The sequence below is a fragment of the Thalassotalea fonticola genome (genome assembly GCF_032911225.1).
Classification (GTDB): Bacteria; Pseudomonadota; Gammaproteobacteria; order Enterobacterales; family Alteromonadaceae; genus Thalassotalea_A; species Thalassotalea_A fonticola.
The window spans coordinates 1,013,804-1,030,143 of sequence record NZ_CP136600.1 but is presented as its reverse complement, the minus strand read 5'-3'; the positions used below and the strand labels follow the sequence as shown (position 1 = coordinate 1,030,143).

Here is a 16,340-nt window from a genome sequence, read left to right as displayed (position 1 = left end):
ATGAGTGAAGAAACTATATTTTCAAAAATTATCCGCCAGGAAATTCCAACACCTTTACTGTATCAAGATGATTTAGTTACCGCTTTTCGAGATATATCGCCAAAAGCACCGAGTCATATTTTAATTATTCCTAATAAACTTATACCTACGGTTAATGATGTAACTGAAGATGATGAATTAACGCTGGGTCGTATGTTCACCGTAGCTAGAAAATTAGCAATGGAAGAGGGCATTAGCGAAGATGGTTATCGGTTACTGGTTAATTGTAATAACCATGGCGGCCAAGAGGTTTATCATATTCATATGCATTTAGTTGGCGGTAAACGTTTAGGTCCGATGTTAGCAGGGTAGCCTTCCTCCAGCTTTTAAATATGCACTTTTATCTGAACAGCATTTAGTTATATAAGGTTTAATATTGTTTTAGTAGTAATTTATATAGTTACACCTATTTACAAAATGATGAAACTTGATAGTATTCGCACCGAGCCAGGGGGTGTTGTTATTACGAATGTGATGACAACTGAGATGCAGTTAACAATAAGCTCTATTGTAAAACGCAAACCCTTTGAACCTGAACCGGATAATACCGGCGTAGGGATGGTTAAGAATCATTGGATCGTTTTTACACAGCAGTTCCATTTTCTATATTTCCTTCTTTGTGCCGGATCTCCATTATAAAATTAATCTGAGATCTGTAATGAACTTTCACACTACACTTAAAGCCAGTAAATCAATTTTAGCTTCGGCTATAACTTTGGCTTTACTTCCGACCAGCGTTTTTGCTGAAACTGATGCTAATACCGAATTAGAACAAGACTTTGAAATTATTCAAGTAGTCGGTGACTTTCGAGAGCAAAACCTGCAAAAAACTGCATCATCTTTATCCGTAGTGAATAGTGATGATATTGCCCTACGTAACGCACAAAACCTAGAAGAAATAGTGTTAGCTACACCAAATGTTAACTTTTCCAGTGGCTCTAGTCGCGCTCGCTATTACCAAATACGTGGAATAGGTGAGCGAAGTCAATTTAAAGAGCCAATTAACCCGTCAGTAGGTGTTATTATTGATGAAGTAGATTTCACCGGTATTGGCAGTGCGGCATCGTTATTTGACGTAAAACAAGTTGAAATATTTAGAGGTCCGCAAGGCACAAAATTTGGTGCTAATGCTATGGCTGGCGTAATTAATATTACTACCTTCGATCCTGCTCAAGAGTTTGAAGGCTCAGTGAAAGCTATGGTTGGTAACTATAATTCATCATCATTAGGACTGATGTTGTCAGGACCAGCAAGTGACAAGCTTGGCTACCGAGTAGCCGTTGAGCAATTTCAGAGTGATGGTTTTATTGAAAATACCTACTTAGATAAAGAAGATACCAATAACAAAGATGAGTTAACGATTAGAACCAAATTAAAATACAAAGCCTCAGAACACCTAACAATTGATATGTCAGTGTTTTATTTAGACTTTGACAATGGTTATGACGCTTTCTCATTAGATAATAACCGTGACACGTTATCCGATCAGCCTGGTTTTGATACGCAAGAAACCATTGCAACAAGTATTAAAGCAACTTATAGCGGACTAAACACTGTTGATGTGGTTTCAATTTTCAGTTACGCCGATTCTGAACTTGATTACGGCTATGATGAAGATTGGAGTAATGCTGATTTATGCGTAGAAAATGAATGTCCGTGGGGAGATTATTCTTCAACAGATTATTATTTTAGAGATAAAGCGTCTTCAACCCAAGAGATCAGATTAGTTTCTAAGCCCGATCACCAAATATTTGCTAACACCACTTCATGGGTTGCTGGTGTTTACCATAAAAATGAAAGCGAAGACTTAATACGTGAATATACTTATGGAGGCTTAGAATCTGAATTTGACGCTGATACTATTGCAGGTTTTGTGCAATTAGACAGTAAAGTTGCTAATAACTTAACCTTAACAACCGGTATTCGTGTTGAAGACCGCAATGCAGATTACAGTAATTCAGAAGGAGTAAATTTTGAGCCATCTGACACTATGGTTGGTGGTAAAGTTGTTTTAGCCTATCAAGCAACGGCTGATAGCTTAGTTTATGGTTCAGTTAATCGTGGTTTTAAGGCCGGAGGAGTCAATTCAAGTGGCACTTTGAGTGCTGATAACCGTGAATTTGAACCTGAATATGTAATGAACTACGAATTAGGTTTAAAGCAAAACTATTTAGACGGTGATGCATATGCTCGTTTTTCCTTGTTTTATATGGACAGAGATGACATGCAAATCAGTTCATATACTGAAGTTTTCCGTGAAGATGGGTCTACAGAGTTTGTTAGTTATCTAGTGAATGCTTCATCTGGTACAAACCAAGGTTTAGAAATTGATGGAGCATGGAATATCAATGATAATTTCGAGCTGTATGGATCTTTAGGCTTACTTGATAGTGAGTATACGAATTATATACACACAGATTCAGATGGAAATGAAACTGATTATTCTGGAGAAGAGCAAGCTCATTCCCCTCAATACCAATTTAATTTTGGCGTAAATTACTTTCTAAACGATAATTTCTTATTTAATGTTAGTGTTGATGGCAAGGATGAGTTTTATTTCTCAGATTCTCATCGTGAAAAATCAGAAGCCATAGAATTATTAAATTCATCGGTCACTTATTTTCAAGATACCTGGCAAGTTAAACTGTGGGGACGTAACATTACTGATGAAGATTATCAAAGCCGCGGCTTTTATTTTGGTAATGATCCGCGCGATAGCTATACTGCCAAAGGGTATTATCAATTAGCTGCACCCGCTGAATTCGGTATAACAGTAGATTATCAATTTTAATCAATCTACTAAATATTCTACTTGCCACTTTGTGGTGGTGTTAGAGGTGGCTCTGTGTTGAATACAAAAAATACGGAAGACACCTCTGACAAAATTAAACAATGAGATTATTATGCAAATATCCATAGAAATAAGCCTATATCCATTAGCGGAAGAAAAATTCAAAGCTGAAATTTGGTCGTTTATTCGTACTCTGAGAACCGTTGACGGTTTAAAAGTAGTAACTAATGGAATGAGTACGCAAGTGTTTGGCGAGTATGATTTAGCTGTTGCTACGGTTATGCAGGAAATAAAGCAAGTGCATCAAACTCTTGGCAGTGCGGTGTTTGTTTGTAAATTTATTAGTGGCGATCGTAGCGAGCCTGAAGCTGAAATATAATCGTTAAAGAAAGGGCAGTTAATGCAAAGTATTATTAATTACTTTATTGGGTTACCTTTTTGGGAATTACTGGCTGTAGGCTTGTCGATAGCCTATGTAGTTTTAGTTGCCCGTAATAATAGCTGGTGTTGGCCAGCTGCGTTTATTAGCACATTAATATTCACAGTTATTTTCTATGATGTGTCACTATTGATGGAATCTTTATTAAGCGTTTATTATATGGCCATGGCTTTATATGGCTGGTATCGTTGGCAAAACTCTGATGTATTAACAGCAAATAATCAAATGCCGGTATGTACTTGGCCAATTTTAAAGCATATTAAACTTATTACGTTTTTAACAATATTAAGTTTGTTGTTAGGTTGGTACATGGATAATTATACTCACGCCGATTATGCATACTTAGATACATTTACTACGGTTTTTGCTGTATCTACTACGTATTTAGTCACGATAAAACTGCTTGAAAATTGGTTGTATTGGTTTGTAATAAACACAGTGTCAGTGTTTCTATATTTACAAAAAGGCCTTGAGCCAACAGCAGTACTTGGTAGCTTCAATATATTAATGTGCATAATTGGTTTTATAAATTGGTCTAAACTGTACAAAGTAGAACAAGCTGAAACGGCCAGTAGAGTGTTGAAACCTGAACGTGCTACAACTCAATAAAATTTTATCGATAAGTAATACTCTGCAAGGGTATAGTTCAGTTACTCAAATCACTGGTGGCTTAAGTCATCAGTGTTTTAAGGTAAGCTTTGTTACTAAACCATACTCGCTTTTTCTTAAAATATTTAATAATCATTTACCTGATACTATTGCTTGGGAACAGCAGATACAATTACAAAAATCAGCCGCAGCTACAGGTTTTGGTCCTTTAATCATTGAGGAGTCAGATTTATTTGGTTATATCATTACCGAGTATTTAACTGGCGAAACGTTACAGCAGAGTGCAATACCGTCAATCGACAAGCTCAATTGTGCTGTCAATCTAATACAACACTGCCAACAGTTACCTGCTGCACTTCCAGTGTTTAATCCTCAGCTTATATTCAATGAGCTTGTTGAAAAAATAGATAATACAGCAAATATAACCAATGAACAGATAACTCAAATTAAGCGTTATTGGCAGTCACTTATGCAATCGCTTGATATTGATGAAACACGTTATGTAGTAAATCATGGTGATGTTAATTTTAATAATATTTTTGTAGCGGATAAACATACATGGTTAATTGATTGGGAATATAGTGTATTAGCAGAGCCTGAATACGATGTTGGTATGTGCTTTGCTATAAATGGAGTTTCACCTGATGATCAAACTTCGCTTTTATTACCAAGCCCTAATACTACACAAAATTTAGCGCCATATATAAGGTCATTAAATCTAGATAAGGTAACGCGGTACTTTAAAATAAGTCAATTAATCAATGCGTTATGGTTTTTTAATGATATTTCTGATTCGGTGCATGCTGTATCTGATTTATCAATAAAGCAGCAAAAACAGCTGTTATTAACTCTATTGGATGATTAAAATTTGCGGTAAATAGCAATAAAGTTACGATTAATCACAGTGTGTTTACATTTTACTTCAGTAATAATGAAGTTATACAATAAGTTCATTATCGGTGTTGAGTAATATTTTGAATTGGCAAGAGTTTATCGAAAATAGAAATCGTTTTTTCTGGTTACTGCATATCGGCGGCTGGATCGGTTTTGCTCTGGTGCATTACCTAGGGTCGCTATTACATGATTTAAGAGATCTATTTACTTGGGTAGTTATTTTGAGTGCCTATGCTGGTGCCTTGTTTTCTATCCCTCTACGTTACATCTATCAAAAAGCTTGGAATTTATCACCGTTAAAAATTGCGATTGTAATAATTGTCTCATCTTATTGTGCAGGCTTGTTATGGCAAGTAGTAAAAAATATTACCTATTGGGAAATTTACAAACACGGCTGGCGTCCCGATTTTTGGCTCTATTATGCACAATCGGCAGTATGGTCCTTTTACATTATGTTGAGCTGGAGTGGTTTGTATTTCGGTATTAAATATTATCAAATGCTGCAGCAAGAAAAACAAAAAGTACTAAAAGCTAATAATATGGCCAACCAGGCACAACTTAAAATGTTGCGCTATCAGTTAAACCCGCACTTTCTATTTAATACATTAAATGCTATTTCTACTCTAATTCTTATAGATGAGAATAAAACGGCTAATGGTATGGTGACTAAACTCAGTGATTTTTTACGCTATTCATTAGATATGGACCCAATGAAAAAGGTAACCTTGTCACAAGAAATAAAAGCGGTGAACCTTTATCTTGAAATTGAGAAAGTGAGATTTGAAGAACGGTTAAAAATTACTTTTGAAGTGCAAAATAATTGTCAAAATGCTTTAGTGCCAAGTATGTTATTTCAACCTCTCGTTGAAAACGCCATTAAATACGCCATTGCCGTTAAAGAAAATGGTGGCACTATTGCCATTAAAGTGTCGAGATTTGCTAACGATCTACAGTTAGAAATTGCCGATGATGGCCCAGGCACTGAAATTATCAATGGCAACTTACACCGAGAGAATGGTGTAGGGCTAGTTAACACCAAAGATCGTTTGTCAGCACTATATGATAATAATTATTCCATAGTAGTTAGTGACAATATTCCTACAGGCGTTAAAATAAACATACGGATCCCTTTTCAACTTGAACATGACGAATGAATAAAACGCTAAAAACAATAGTTGTTGATGATGAACCTCTCGCACGAAAAGGCTTAGCGGTCAGGCTTAGCGCTTTTGAATATATTGATGTATGCGCATTATGTAGCAATGGTCGTGAGGCGATACAGGAAATAACCAAGCAGCAGCCTGATTTAGTTTTTCTTGATATTCAAATGCCCGAGATTAATGGCTTTCAAGTTGTACAAGCGCTGGAAGAAATGCATGAAAAAATGCCGCTTATTATCTTTGTCACTGCATTTGATCAATACGCAATTAAAGCATTTGAAATACACGCTCTGGATTACCTATTAAAGCCTGTTGACCATGACCGGCTTGAAGACGCTATTATTAAAGTGGTTAAAACCTTAGAGCATGCTAAAGATGGCGAGCATAAAGACAAGCTTGTGCAATTAGTTAGTGAAGTTACGGGCAATGATTGTGAAAAAATCTTAGCTGAACTGGCCGCTAATGGCCCGGTTAGTGTTAGCCAGTATTCCGACGTATTAGCGATTAAAGATGTAGGTGAAACAACGCTAGTACCAACAAAAGATATTCTATGTATTGATGCCGCTGGCGATTACATGTGCGTACATACACATGAAGGCACCCATATTTTAAGAAAAACAATGAAAGATTTAGAAGAATTGTTGGACCCTAAACTGTTTATTCGCATTCATCGTTCAAGCATTGTCAATAAAACCTATATAGATAAGTTTGGTAATCATGTTAGTGGCGAATATTATTTAATTCTAACTAATGACAAAGAGATGAAAGTAAGTCGCAGTTATAAAGATAAAGTAAAACAAGCAGTATTAGGCTAATTTTTATTCTAACGACAAAAACTATTAGAGTTTATTTATTTTTGCTAATTCAGCAATGTCTAATATAGAATTCTGCGCCATTAGTAATTCGCCATTAACTTGCTTTTTGTGTTTGACGGCCTGTGTTATCTTAATTTCATTGATCGAACCTGAGATTTCACCAATCATAATCATCGATTTATCAGCATTAATCGCATTTACAGCTGCCACGCCCATTTTAGTGGCCATGATCCTATCTTTCGCCACTGGAGAGCCGCCTCGTTGGATGTAACCTAAAATGCATGGTGTACAAGTTATATTCGCATAGGCTTGTAAATCAATACAGAGTTGCTCAACACCTTGTGGCCAAAGATTTTCAGCGGCAACAATTAAATAGCTACTGGCACCACGTTTTTCTTTGCAAAGTTTTATATGCTCAGCAATATTTTGTAATTCTACACCAGGGTTTTGAAAGTTTTCAAATGTTAAAACTTGCTCAGCACCACTAGCTATTCCAATATTTAAAGCTAAAAAGCCACTGTGCCTACCCATAACCTCTACAACAAAAACTCGTTCGAATGCATCAGCTGTATCTCTGATCTTATCTATGGCATCTATTGCGGTATTTACGGCAGTGGCAAAACCAATGGTGTGATCGGTACCATCGACATCATTATCTATGGTACCGGGCAGGGCAATTAATTGGCCTTTATAATATTCTGCAAGCGCTAACATTCCACAAAATGAACCATCACCACCAATAACAATCAAAGCATCGATGTGCAACTTAGTTAAATTTTCAGCCGCTAACTGTTGTTTGTTTTCATCTAAAAATTCAGGACAACGCGCACTTTTTAGAATTGTACCGCCATAATGAATGATATCTCTTACGTCTTGCTCAGCTAAAGCGGTAAATTCATTATTCAGTAAGCCCTTAAAACCGTGTAAAAAACCATAAACATTATGGCCAAAATGCAAGGCGGCTAAAGTGCAGCTTCGTATCGCCGCATTCATTCCCGGCGCATCACCTCCACTGGTAAGAATGGCGATATTTTTGACTGGAATTTTATTAGTCATGGCTATAGCTTATACTCATAAGTCATTAATATATAAAGTATAACAGATCAGTTTAAAGAGAATAAAATTTTTATAGAAACGAGAAACGAGAAACGAGAAAGCCAGCTAATTAGCTGGCTTTATCAGTAAACATTGGGAATGTTTATTTTTTAACCGTTAATATCTTCATAGTATTAGAAGCACCGACCGTTTCCATAGTATCACCATGAGTAAAGATAACTAAATCACCGTCGTTTAATTCTGAAATATTTGTCGCCAACACCGCGTCTAGTACATCTTTTGACAAAGCGTGTTCAGTTGAGTCGGTTGAATCGAATTGAACAGGGTAAACACCGCGATAAATAGCAGACTTACTTAAGGTTTTAGTATGACGAGATAATGAATAAATCGGTAAACCTGAAGTAATACGAGACATGATTTTTGATGTCATGCCCGACTCTGTTAACGAGATAATTGCCTTAACGCCTTTTAAGTGATTCGCTGCATACATGGCCGATAAAGCTACTGTTTCAGAAACACCTTCAAACATCATTTCAAGACGGTGGCCTGAAATATTTACAGAACGTTGCTTTTCTGCACCTATACATACGTGTGCCATTGCTTTAACTGTTTCTACTGGGTATTTACCGGCAGCAGTTTCAGCGCTTAACATGACCGCATCAGTACCATCAAGAACAGCATTGGCAACATCCATCACTTCTGCACGAGTAGGCATAGGTTGAGTGATCATGGTTTCCATCATTTGTGTTGCGGTAATAACTACACGGTTTAACTGACGAGAGCGAGCAATAATATGTTTTTGCTTACCAACTAGCTCTGCATCACCAATTTCAACACCTAAGTCACCACGAGCTACCATTACGACATCTGATGCTAAAATGATGCCATCAAGTACATCATTGTCATTTACGGCTTCAGCACGTTCAATTTTTGATACTAAACGAGCATTACAGTTAGCTTCTTGAGCAAGTAAACGTGCTTCACGCATATCTGCAGCATCACGAGGGAAAGAAACGGCTAAGAAGTCAGCATCTAATTTAGCAGCGAGTTTAATATCTTCTTTATCTTTTGCTGTTAATGCTGCAGCTGATAAACCGCCACCTTGGCGATTAATACCTTTATTGTTAGAAAGAGGGCCACCAACGGTTGTAACAGTATGAACTTTGTTACCTTCAATACTTTCAACTTTTAATTGCACACGACCGTCATCTAATAATAGTACATCACCGTTAGATACATCTTTAGGTAAGGCTTTATAGTCTATACCGACACTTTCTTTAGTACCTTCACCTTTGCCTAAGTCAGCATCTAAAATAAAATTATCGCCAATTTCTAACTGGATTGGGCCATCTTTAAACGTTGAAACACGTATTTTAGGTCCTTGCAAGTCACCTAAAATTGCTACGTAAGTGTTTAATTCTTTAGCTATAGCACGTACATTTTCAGCGCGTTGAATGTGATCTTCTGCCACTCCATGTGAAAAGTTAAGGCGTACAACATTAACTCCGGCTTTTATTACTTCTCTTAGTACATTGATATCATCTGTTGCTGGCCCTAAGGTAGCAACAATTTTCGTTCTTCTAGGCATGGAGGGGAAACCTTATATTGTAAATTTAATTAATCTTTACGCTCAAAACGTGAGCTACGTAAACTGTCTTTAACTTTCTTTAAGTTATCTCTGAATTTATCACCGCGGCGTAATGTAAAACCGGTGGCTAAAATATCAATTAATGTAAGTTGCGCAATGCGCGAGGCCATTGGCATATATAAATCGGTATCTTCAGACACTGTAGGGGATAAAACTATGTTGCATTCTTTCGCTAGTGGCGAGTTCGCATCGGTGATGCCAATAACAATAGCGTCATTTTCTCTGGCCATGGCGGCAACTTCTACTAATGGCTTAGTTCTACCTGTATGAGAAATAACAACGACTACATCACCTTGTGCGCTATTAATGCTGCTCATACGTTGCATTAATATGTCATCGAAATAAACAACAGGAACATTGAATCTGAAAAACTTGTTTTGCGCATCATGGGCAACGATTGCTGATGCCCCTAGACCGAAAAAAGATATCTTATTAGCTTGCGTTAACACATCGACCGCACGATTGATCAAGTTTGTGTCTAAACTTTTGCGTGCCATTTCAAGATTCGCTAACGTAGATTCAAAAATTTTATTTGTATACTCTTCAGCGCTGTCGTTTTCATCTACGTGACGATTAACATAAGGTGTACCATTTGCTAATGACTGAGCTAAATGCAATTTAAAATCTGGATAACCTTTAGTGTCTAAACGGCGGCAAAACCTATTAACGGTAGGTTCGCTTATATTCGCTTGCTTAGCCAGAGCAGCTATACTTGAATGTATTACTGTTGCCGGTGAAGCTAAAATTACTTCCGCAACTTTACGTTCTGATTTACTAAAAGAATCAAACTCGTTGGTGATTTTTTCTAATATATTCATTAACAGGCCTCGGTTGATTTACTGCTACTGTAAATTATTTTTATGAAATAAAACAGCTTTTATGTAAATTTATTTCATATTTATGTATTATTTTAACGTAATTCTATAATTTATCCAGGTTTATTATAAATAAACAACACCTATTTGCCGTTAATCCTTATATATCAAGGAATGTTCGCTGTAATTAAATTACAAATTGTTCTTTACCTTAGCCCGATATCAGTATAAATTAAGCTTAAATGTAATTTATTTTCATTATTTTGAGAGATTAATATTCATGTCTGAATCTTCATTATTATCAGCTAAACAAATCGTATTATTCGGTGCAGCAGGTGATTTATCTAAACGTAAATTGTTCGCAGCTCTATATCAATTATTTGTTGCAGACCTACTCGTAGACGAGGTTAAAATAATTGGCGTTGCCCGTGTGGCGTTTGAAGACGCTGACTTTCAAGCGTTTGTAAAAGAAAATTTAAACACTTTTGTCGCAGATCAAATTGCAGCCGATAAAGTTGATGAATTTATTAAATTGTTTTCCTATGTGCAATTAGACTTTTCTGATCAAGCTGGTTTTAAATCATTAGCAAAAGTACTTGATGCTAACGTTTATACATTACACTACTTAGCCACGCCACCTTCGATTTATGGACTCATCGCTGATGGTTTAAAAGCGCATAAGCTAAATAATGACTTTGCTCGGGTAGTGATGGAAAAACCAATTGGTCATGATCTAGAAAGCTCAAAAGTAATAAACGATTTAGTCAGTCGACATTTTAAAGAATCTCAAATATATCGAATTGATCATTATCTTGGTAAAGAAACGGTATTAAATTTAATATCATTGCGATTCGCCAATTCGTTGTTTAGTACCAACTGGGATCATACTTGTATTGATCATGTACAAATAACTGTTGCAGAAAGTGTTGGAATAGAAGGCCGTTGGGGTTTTTATGATGATACCGGTCAAATTCGCGATATGGTGCAAAACCATTTACTACAAATATTGTCTTTGCTCGCTATGGAACCGCCTACGGATTTATCCTCAGAAAATATTCGTGATGAAAAACTTAAAGTTATTAAAGCATTAAGAAAGATTGACCGCAGTAACGTACATGAAAAAACGGTACGAGGTCAATATACTAAAGGTCATATGAATGGCCAACCGGTACCAGGCTACCTTGAAGAAGACGGGGCAGTAACAGACAGTACTACTGAAAGCTTTGTTGCCATTAAAGCCGAGATTGATAACTGGCGCTGGGCAGGTGTTCCATTTTACATGAGAACCGGAAAACGCATGCCTTGTAAGCATTCTGAAGTTGTGATCCATTTTAAACATCAACCACATAATATCTTCGATAATAGTTACTCGCAATTGCCAGCAAACAAATTAACTATTCGTCTGCAACCTGACGAAGGTGTAGAGTTAACCGTGATGAACAAAGTTCCAGGGATCACCAAAGAGCTTGAGATAAAAGAAACTAAACTTGATTTAAGTTTCTCTGATATAAACGATTCTTCACGCGTAATTGACGCTTATGAACGTTTGATTTTAAGCGCGATTAACGGTAATGCCGGTTTGTTTATTCGTCGTGATGAAGTAGAAGCATCCTGGGAATGGATAGACAGTATTAAAGCTGCTTGGGATTCATCAAATGAAGCACCAAAAGGTTATGCCGCTGGTTCATGGGGGCCTGTTTCTTCAATTGCTCTTATTGCCAGAGATGATAGAGATTGGGACGAATAATGAACATCAACAACACATTTAGAACTCGCAATATGCTAGATCAAAAATTTGCTCAGCGTATTGCCAAGCAATTAACTGCAGCAATTTCTGATAAAGGCTATGCCAGCATTGCTTTTTCTGGTGGTAGCACGCCAAAAGGTTTATTTAAAGAACTTTCAAATAAAAATATTGATTGGTCAAAGGTTACCATAACCTTAGTCGATGATCGCTGGGTAGATACCCAAAATACTGATTCAAATGATCGTTTATTAAAAGAAAACTTATTACAAAACTATGCTGCAAATGCAACATTCTTTTCTTTAAAACAAGCTGATGCACTAACCGAGCAATACTTAACTAATTTAACTGATCAAGCAAACAGCTTTTTGCCTTTAGACGTGGTTATTTTAGGTATGGGCGAAGATGGTCATACAGCGTCAATTTTTCCTTGTAGTGCACAAGTGCATCAAGGACTTGATGAAAATGCAGATCCGGCTTTAATAAAAGTTGTACCTACTACAGCTCCTTATGAACGAGTTACGTTTAACTATGCTGCTTTAATTCAAGCTTCACATCTTTATTTACATGTTGTCGGTCAATCAAAGCAAGATGTTATCTCGCAAGCGCTTGCGAATGATGACGCGGTAGCAATGCCAATTAGAGCATTTTTACAAAATGAAGATAAAACCTGCAATATTTTTTGGGCGGAATAACCGATGTCGAATATCAAAATGAATGAAAATATTACCGCGATCACCAATCGCATTATTGAACGAAGTAAAAAACAAAGAACTGATTACTTAACAAAAATAGATAATGCTAAGTCTTCAAAAGTTCACCGCTCTGCGTTGTCTTGTGGCAATTTAGCTCATGGTTTTGCCGCTTGTGGTAAAGAAGACAAGTCTATTTTAAAACAGTTAAATCATAGTGATGTAGCTATAGTGTCAGCTTATAACGATATGTTATCAGCACATCAACCGTATGAAACTTATCCAGAGATAATTAAACAAGCTGTTCGTGATACCGGCGGTGTTGCGCAGTTTGCTGGTGGTGTACCTGCAATGTGTGACGGTGTAACTCAAGGGCAACCGGGCATGGATCTTAGCTTGATGAGCCGTGATGTTATTGCCATGTCTTCAGCCGTTGCGCTGTCGCATAACATGTTTGACGGTACCTTAATGCTTGGTATTTGTGACAAAATTGTTCCTGGTCTGCTTATTGCTGCAATGACATTTGGTCATTTACCGACAGTTTTTGTACCAGCAGGGCCAATGCCTTCAGGACTTCCAAATAAAGAAAAAGCTCGTGTTAGACAACAATATGCTAAAGGCGAGGTTGGTGAAGATAAATTATTAGAAGCTGAATCTGCTTCTTATCACAGTGCTGGTACTTGTACGTTTTTTGGAACGGCAAACTCAAACCAATTAGTCGTTGAAGTGATGGGCTTGCATTTACCTGGCGCTTCATTTGTTGCGCCAAACACTGAACTTAGAGAAGAGCTCACTAAAGCTGCAGCCAGACAAGTTACGCGGTTAACTCAACAATCGGGTAATTTTGTTCCTGTTGGTAAAATGATCAACGAAAAATCAATCGTTAACGCAATCGTTGCATTACTTGCAACTGGTGGTTCAACGAACTTGACTATGCATATTATCGCCTTTGCTCGCGCGGCCGGGATCATCATTAATTGGGATGACTTTGCCGATTTATCTGATGCAGTGCCATTAATCACTAGAATTTACCCAAATGGTTTTGCTGACATTAACCAGTTCCAAGAAGCTGGTGGTATGGCATTACTGTTTAGAGAGCTGATAGATGCGGGTTTACTGCATGAAGATGTAGATACAATTTGTGGACAAGGTTTAGAACGTTACACGCAAGTTCCTACCTTGCAAGATGGTAAATTAGTTTGGATTGATGGACCGACAGTATCTGGCGATGCTGAAGTTATAGCAAACCCTGGTGTACCATTTAAAGCAGATGGTGGATTAAAACTACTTAAAGGTAATTTAGGTCGTTCTGTTTTGAAAACCTCTTCTTTACGCGATGGTCAAGAAGTTATACAAGCGCCAGCGGTAGTATTTGAAGATCAACATGAACTTGATGCTGCTTTTCAATCTGGCTCATTAGATAAAGATTTTGTTGCTGTTGTTCGTTTCCAAGGCCCTAAAGCCCGCGGTATGCCAGAATGTCATAAATTAACGCCACCATTAGGTGTTCTTCAAGATAAAGGCTTCAATGTTGCCTTAGTTACTGATGGCCGTATGTCTGGCGCATCAGGTAAAGTACCTGCTGCTATCCATTTAGTGCCAGAAGCACTCGATGGCGGTTTAATTGCGAAAGTACAAACTGGCGATATGATTTTAGTTGACGGTTTAACTGGTGAATTAACATTAATGGTTGATGAAGAAGAGCTTAACAACCGCCCATTGGCAAAATTTGCTGCACAGCATGAACATCAAGGCATGGGCCGAGAAATGTTTGGCTTTATGCGCAACAATTTAAGTGGCGCTGAGCTAGGAGCTTGTTCATTGTTTTCTGAGGACAATGTGTAATGTCAAATGATGTAATTAATATTGTTGCAGATATTGGTGGCACTAATTTACGTATAGCGATGCTAGATGAATTAGGAAATATTAAAAATTTAAAGACTTATCAATGCTCACAATATCCTTGTTTACGTAATGTAATTGATGATTACTTGCAGACATTAGAGATAAATAGTCTTAAGCAAGACGTTAACGCATGTCTAGCTATTGCTTGTCCCGTTGATCAAGACTTAATTGATATGACCAACTTGCCATGGAGCTTTTCTAAAGCAAAATTAAAAGCTGATCTAGGTTTAAATAAACTTCATATGATTAACGACTATACAGCTATTGCCTGGTCGATTAATAGTTTAGATGAGTGGCAAAAATATAAAATAGGCGGCGGTGAGGTTGTAAGTCACAAACCTATTGCAATTTGTGGTCCAGGTACTGGTTTAGGAGTTGCTAACGTAATTTGGGGTAATGATCAGTGGATAAGTGTTGGCGGTGAAGGTGGTCACTCAGACTTTGCTCCAATTAACGATGTTGAAATTGCCATTTTAAACTATTTAAAAGAAAAATATTCACGCGTATCTTACGAGCAATTGCTTTCAGGCTTAGGAATTGAGCAAATATATCAAGCACTTTGCCACTATCGTGATGTCGATACAAAAAACTTTAGTGCGGCGGAAATCTCCAACCGTGCAATCGAAAAACGCTGTGATATTTGTTTAGAGACAATGGAGCAGTTTTGTAAAACTTTGGGTAGTTTTGCCGGTAATTTAGCATTAACAACAGCCAGTTTTGGTGGTGTTTATATTGCAGGTGGGATTGTACCAAGGTTTTTGGAATTCTTTGAAGAGAGCGGTTTTAGACGCCGTTTCGAAGCAAAAGGTCGGTTTACCCATTTTAATGCGAAAATACCAACTTTTGTGATCACCGAATCACAACCTGGTTTACTTGGTGCTAGCGCTTACTTAATTCAACAAAATATAAACGAGGACTTATGTCGTTAACAAATACATGGCTAACTCAGCCAGAAGAAATTTTTTCATTAGGATCGATTGTTCCTGTCTTAGTCATAGAGAATGTTGAAGATGCAGTACCAATTGCAAAAGCATTAATTGCTGGTGGCATCAATGTTTTAGAAGTTACTTTAAGAACAGCTAATGCTTTAGAAGTGATTAAAGAAATCGCGACTAATGTTCCTGAAGCTATGATTGGCTCTGGAACAGTAATTAACCCGGAAACTCTGCAACAATCAATTGATGCTGGGGCAAAATTTGCCATAAGTCCAGGTTTAACTAAAGAGTTACTGGCCGCGGCAAAAGAGTCAAAAATTCCATTAATTCCAGGAATTGCATCAATTTCAGAATTAATGACAGGTATAGATGCTGGTTTTGATCACTTTAAGTTTTTCCCGGCTGAAGCTGTAGGTGGTTCTAAATCGATCAAATCAATTTCAGGCCCGTTCCCTAATATTCGCTTTTGCCCTACAGGTGGCATAAACCAGGATAATATGGGCAATTATTTAAACTTAAACAATGTAAGCTGTATTGGTGGTTCATGGTTAGTACCAAATGATGCCGTTGCTAACAAAGATTGGGCTAAAATTACCGAAATTACTAAAAATGCAGTTGCTGCAGCTAGGCAATTTACAAAATAGATAAAATACATTACTAATTAAGGTCGCTTTTGCGACCTTTTTTGCTTTATGGAAGAAGGAATGCAAACTGCCATGGTTTGTTTCTTAGCCTCTATGCGTTGACGCCATTCTTTATGTCCTTTACATTAAACGAATCAATTATGAAGTTAGTACA

The 16,340-nt window shown here is 37.1% G+C and carries 15 protein-coding genes and 1 riboswitch; of the genes, 12 read left to right on the top strand and 3 right to left on the bottom strand.

The genetic code is table 11. The features are described from left to right. The 7 genes from hinT to RI844_RS04190 all read left to right on the top strand — a co-directional run bounded on the left by hinT (position 1) and on the right by RI844_RS04190 (position 6,747). Positions 1 to 351, top strand: coding sequence for a purine nucleoside phosphoramidase (hinT, locus tag RI844_RS04220; protein WP_348397217.1), 351 nt, complete (start codon positions 1 to 3; stop codon positions 349 to 351). A 128-nt stretch (positions 352 to 479) separates the two neighbouring features. Continuing rightward, a riboswitch (TPP riboswitch) is annotated at positions 480 to 615 on the top strand. Positions 616 to 697: 82 nt separating this feature from the next. Further along, the gene (locus RI844_RS04215) at positions 698 to 2,830 is read left to right on the top strand and encodes a TonB-dependent receptor (RefSeq protein ID WP_348397216.1); all 2,133 of its coding nucleotides are present in this window, start codon (positions 698 to 700) and stop codon (positions 2,828 to 2,830) included. Positions 2,831 to 2,942: 112 nt separating this feature from the next. Then, positions 2,943 to 3,209: a hypothetical protein gene (locus RI844_RS04210; protein WP_348397215.1), complete on the top strand. Its 267-nt coding sequence runs from the start codon at positions 2,943 to 2,945 to the stop codon at positions 3,207 to 3,209. Positions 3,210 to 3,230: 21 nt separating this feature from the next. Further along, the gene (pnuC, locus tag RI844_RS04205) at positions 3,231 to 3,878 is read left to right on the top strand and encodes a nicotinamide riboside transporter PnuC (protein ID WP_348397214.1); all 648 of its coding nucleotides are present in this window, start codon (positions 3,231 to 3,233) and stop codon (positions 3,876 to 3,878) included. After that, positions 3,862 to 4,743: a phosphotransferase gene (locus RI844_RS04200; protein ID WP_348397213.1), complete on the top strand. Its 882-nt coding sequence runs from the start codon at positions 3,862 to 3,864 to the stop codon at positions 4,741 to 4,743. The genes pnuC and RI844_RS04200 overlap by 17 nt, the downstream gene beginning before the upstream one ends. Positions 4,744 to 4,852: 109 nt before the next feature. After that, a complete protein-coding gene (locus RI844_RS04195) occupies positions 4,853 to 5,926 on the top strand; it encodes a sensor histidine kinase (protein ID WP_348398316.1) in 1,074 nt (357 codons plus the stop codon). Beyond that, positions 5,923 to 6,747, top strand: coding sequence for a LytR/AlgR family response regulator transcription factor (locus tag RI844_RS04190; protein ID WP_348397212.1), 825 nt, complete (start codon positions 5,923 to 5,925; stop codon positions 6,745 to 6,747). The genes RI844_RS04195 and RI844_RS04190 overlap by 4 nt, the downstream gene beginning before the upstream one ends. A gap of 24 nt (positions 6,748 to 6,771) precedes the next feature. Here the strand turns inward: RI844_RS04190 and RI844_RS04185 are convergent, their stop codons facing one another. The 3 genes from RI844_RS04185 to RI844_RS04175 all read right to left on the bottom strand — a co-directional run bounded on the left by RI844_RS04185 (position 6,772) and on the right by RI844_RS04175 (position 10,269). Continuing rightward, positions 6,772 to 7,803, bottom strand: a complete 1,032-nt coding sequence (locus RI844_RS04185) for an ATP-dependent 6-phosphofructokinase (RefSeq protein WP_348397211.1) — start codon at positions 7,801 to 7,803, stop codon at positions 6,772 to 6,774. A gap of 142 nt (positions 7,804 to 7,945) precedes the next feature. Beyond that, on the bottom strand, positions 7,946 to 9,391 hold the full coding sequence (gene pyk / locus RI844_RS04180) for a pyruvate kinase (RefSeq protein WP_348397210.1): 1,446 nt from the start codon (positions 9,389 to 9,391) through the stop codon (positions 7,946 to 7,948). A 29-nt stretch (positions 9,392 to 9,420) separates the two neighbouring features. Further along, positions 9,421 to 10,269: a MurR/RpiR family transcriptional regulator gene (locus RI844_RS04175; RefSeq protein WP_348397209.1), complete on the bottom strand. Its 849-nt coding sequence runs from the start codon at positions 10,267 to 10,269 to the stop codon at positions 9,421 to 9,423. A gap of 277 nt (positions 10,270 to 10,546) precedes the next feature. Between RI844_RS04175 and zwf the strand changes: the two genes are divergently transcribed. The 5 genes from zwf to RI844_RS04150 are packed head-to-tail and all read left to right on the top strand — an operon-like array spanning position 10,547 to position 16,186. Beyond that, positions 10,547 to 12,013, top strand: coding sequence for a glucose-6-phosphate dehydrogenase (gene zwf, locus RI844_RS04170; RefSeq protein ID WP_348397208.1), 1,467 nt, complete (start codon positions 10,547 to 10,549; stop codon positions 12,011 to 12,013). Next, positions 12,013 to 12,705, top strand: coding sequence for a 6-phosphogluconolactonase (pgl, locus tag RI844_RS04165; RefSeq protein ID WP_348397207.1), 693 nt, complete (start codon positions 12,013 to 12,015; stop codon positions 12,703 to 12,705). Before zwf ends, pgl begins: the two co-directional genes overlap by 1 nt. Positions 12,706 to 12,723: 18 nt before the next feature. After that, the gene (edd, locus tag RI844_RS04160; RefSeq protein ID WP_348398315.1) at positions 12,724 to 14,547 is read left to right on the top strand and encodes a phosphogluconate dehydratase; all 1,824 of its coding nucleotides are present in this window, start codon (positions 12,724 to 12,726) and stop codon (positions 14,545 to 14,547) included. After that, positions 14,547 to 15,536, top strand: a complete 990-nt coding sequence (locus tag RI844_RS04155) for a glucokinase (protein WP_348397206.1) — start codon at positions 14,547 to 14,549, stop codon at positions 15,534 to 15,536. Before edd ends, RI844_RS04155 begins: the two co-directional genes overlap by 1 nt. Then, positions 15,527 to 16,186: a bifunctional 4-hydroxy-2-oxoglutarate aldolase/2-dehydro-3-deoxy-phosphogluconate aldolase gene (locus RI844_RS04150; RefSeq protein WP_348397205.1), complete on the top strand. Its 660-nt coding sequence runs from the start codon at positions 15,527 to 15,529 to the stop codon at positions 16,184 to 16,186. The genes RI844_RS04155 and RI844_RS04150 overlap by 10 nt, the downstream gene beginning before the upstream one ends. The last annotated feature ends 154 nt before the right edge of the window (positions 16,187 to 16,340 follow it).

Coding starts and splice junctions, on each gene's coding strand:
- RI844_RS04150 (WP_348397205.1), top strand. CDS start 15,527: ATGTCGTTAACAAATACATGGCTAACTCAGCCAGAAGAAATTTTTTCA.
- zwf (WP_348397208.1), top strand. CDS start 10,547: ATGTCTGAATCTTCATTATTATCAGCTAAACAAATCGTATTATTCGGT.
- RI844_RS04155 (WP_348397206.1), top strand. CDS start 14,547: ATGTCAAATGATGTAATTAATATTGTTGCAGATATTGGTGGCACTAAT.
- RI844_RS04185 (WP_348397211.1), bottom strand. CDS start 7,803: ATGACTAATAAAATTCCAGTCAAAAATATCGCCATTCTTACCAGTGGA.
- RI844_RS04215 (WP_348397216.1), top strand. CDS start 698: ATGAACTTTCACACTACACTTAAAGCCAGTAAATCAATTTTAGCTTCG.
- RI844_RS04190 (WP_348397212.1), top strand. CDS start 5,923: ATGAATAAAACGCTAAAAACAATAGTTGTTGATGATGAACCTCTCGCA.
- RI844_RS04210 (WP_348397215.1), top strand. CDS start 2,943: ATGCAAATATCCATAGAAATAAGCCTATATCCATTAGCGGAAGAAAAA.
- pnuC (WP_348397214.1), top strand. CDS start 3,231: ATGCAAAGTATTATTAATTACTTTATTGGGTTACCTTTTTGGGAATTA.
- RI844_RS04175 (WP_348397209.1), bottom strand. CDS start 10,269: ATGAATATATTAGAAAAAATCACCAACGAGTTTGATTCTTTTAGTAAA.
- pgl (WP_348397207.1), top strand. CDS start 12,013: ATGAACATCAACAACACATTTAGAACTCGCAATATGCTAGATCAAAAA.
- edd (WP_348398315.1), top strand. CDS start 12,724: ATGAATGAAAATATTACCGCGATCACCAATCGCATTATTGAACGAAGT.
- hinT (WP_348397217.1), top strand. CDS start 1: ATGAGTGAAGAAACTATATTTTCAAAAATTATCCGCCAGGAAATTCCA.
- pyk (WP_348397210.1), bottom strand. CDS start 9,391: ATGCCTAGAAGAACGAAAATTGTTGCTACCTTAGGGCCAGCAACAGAT.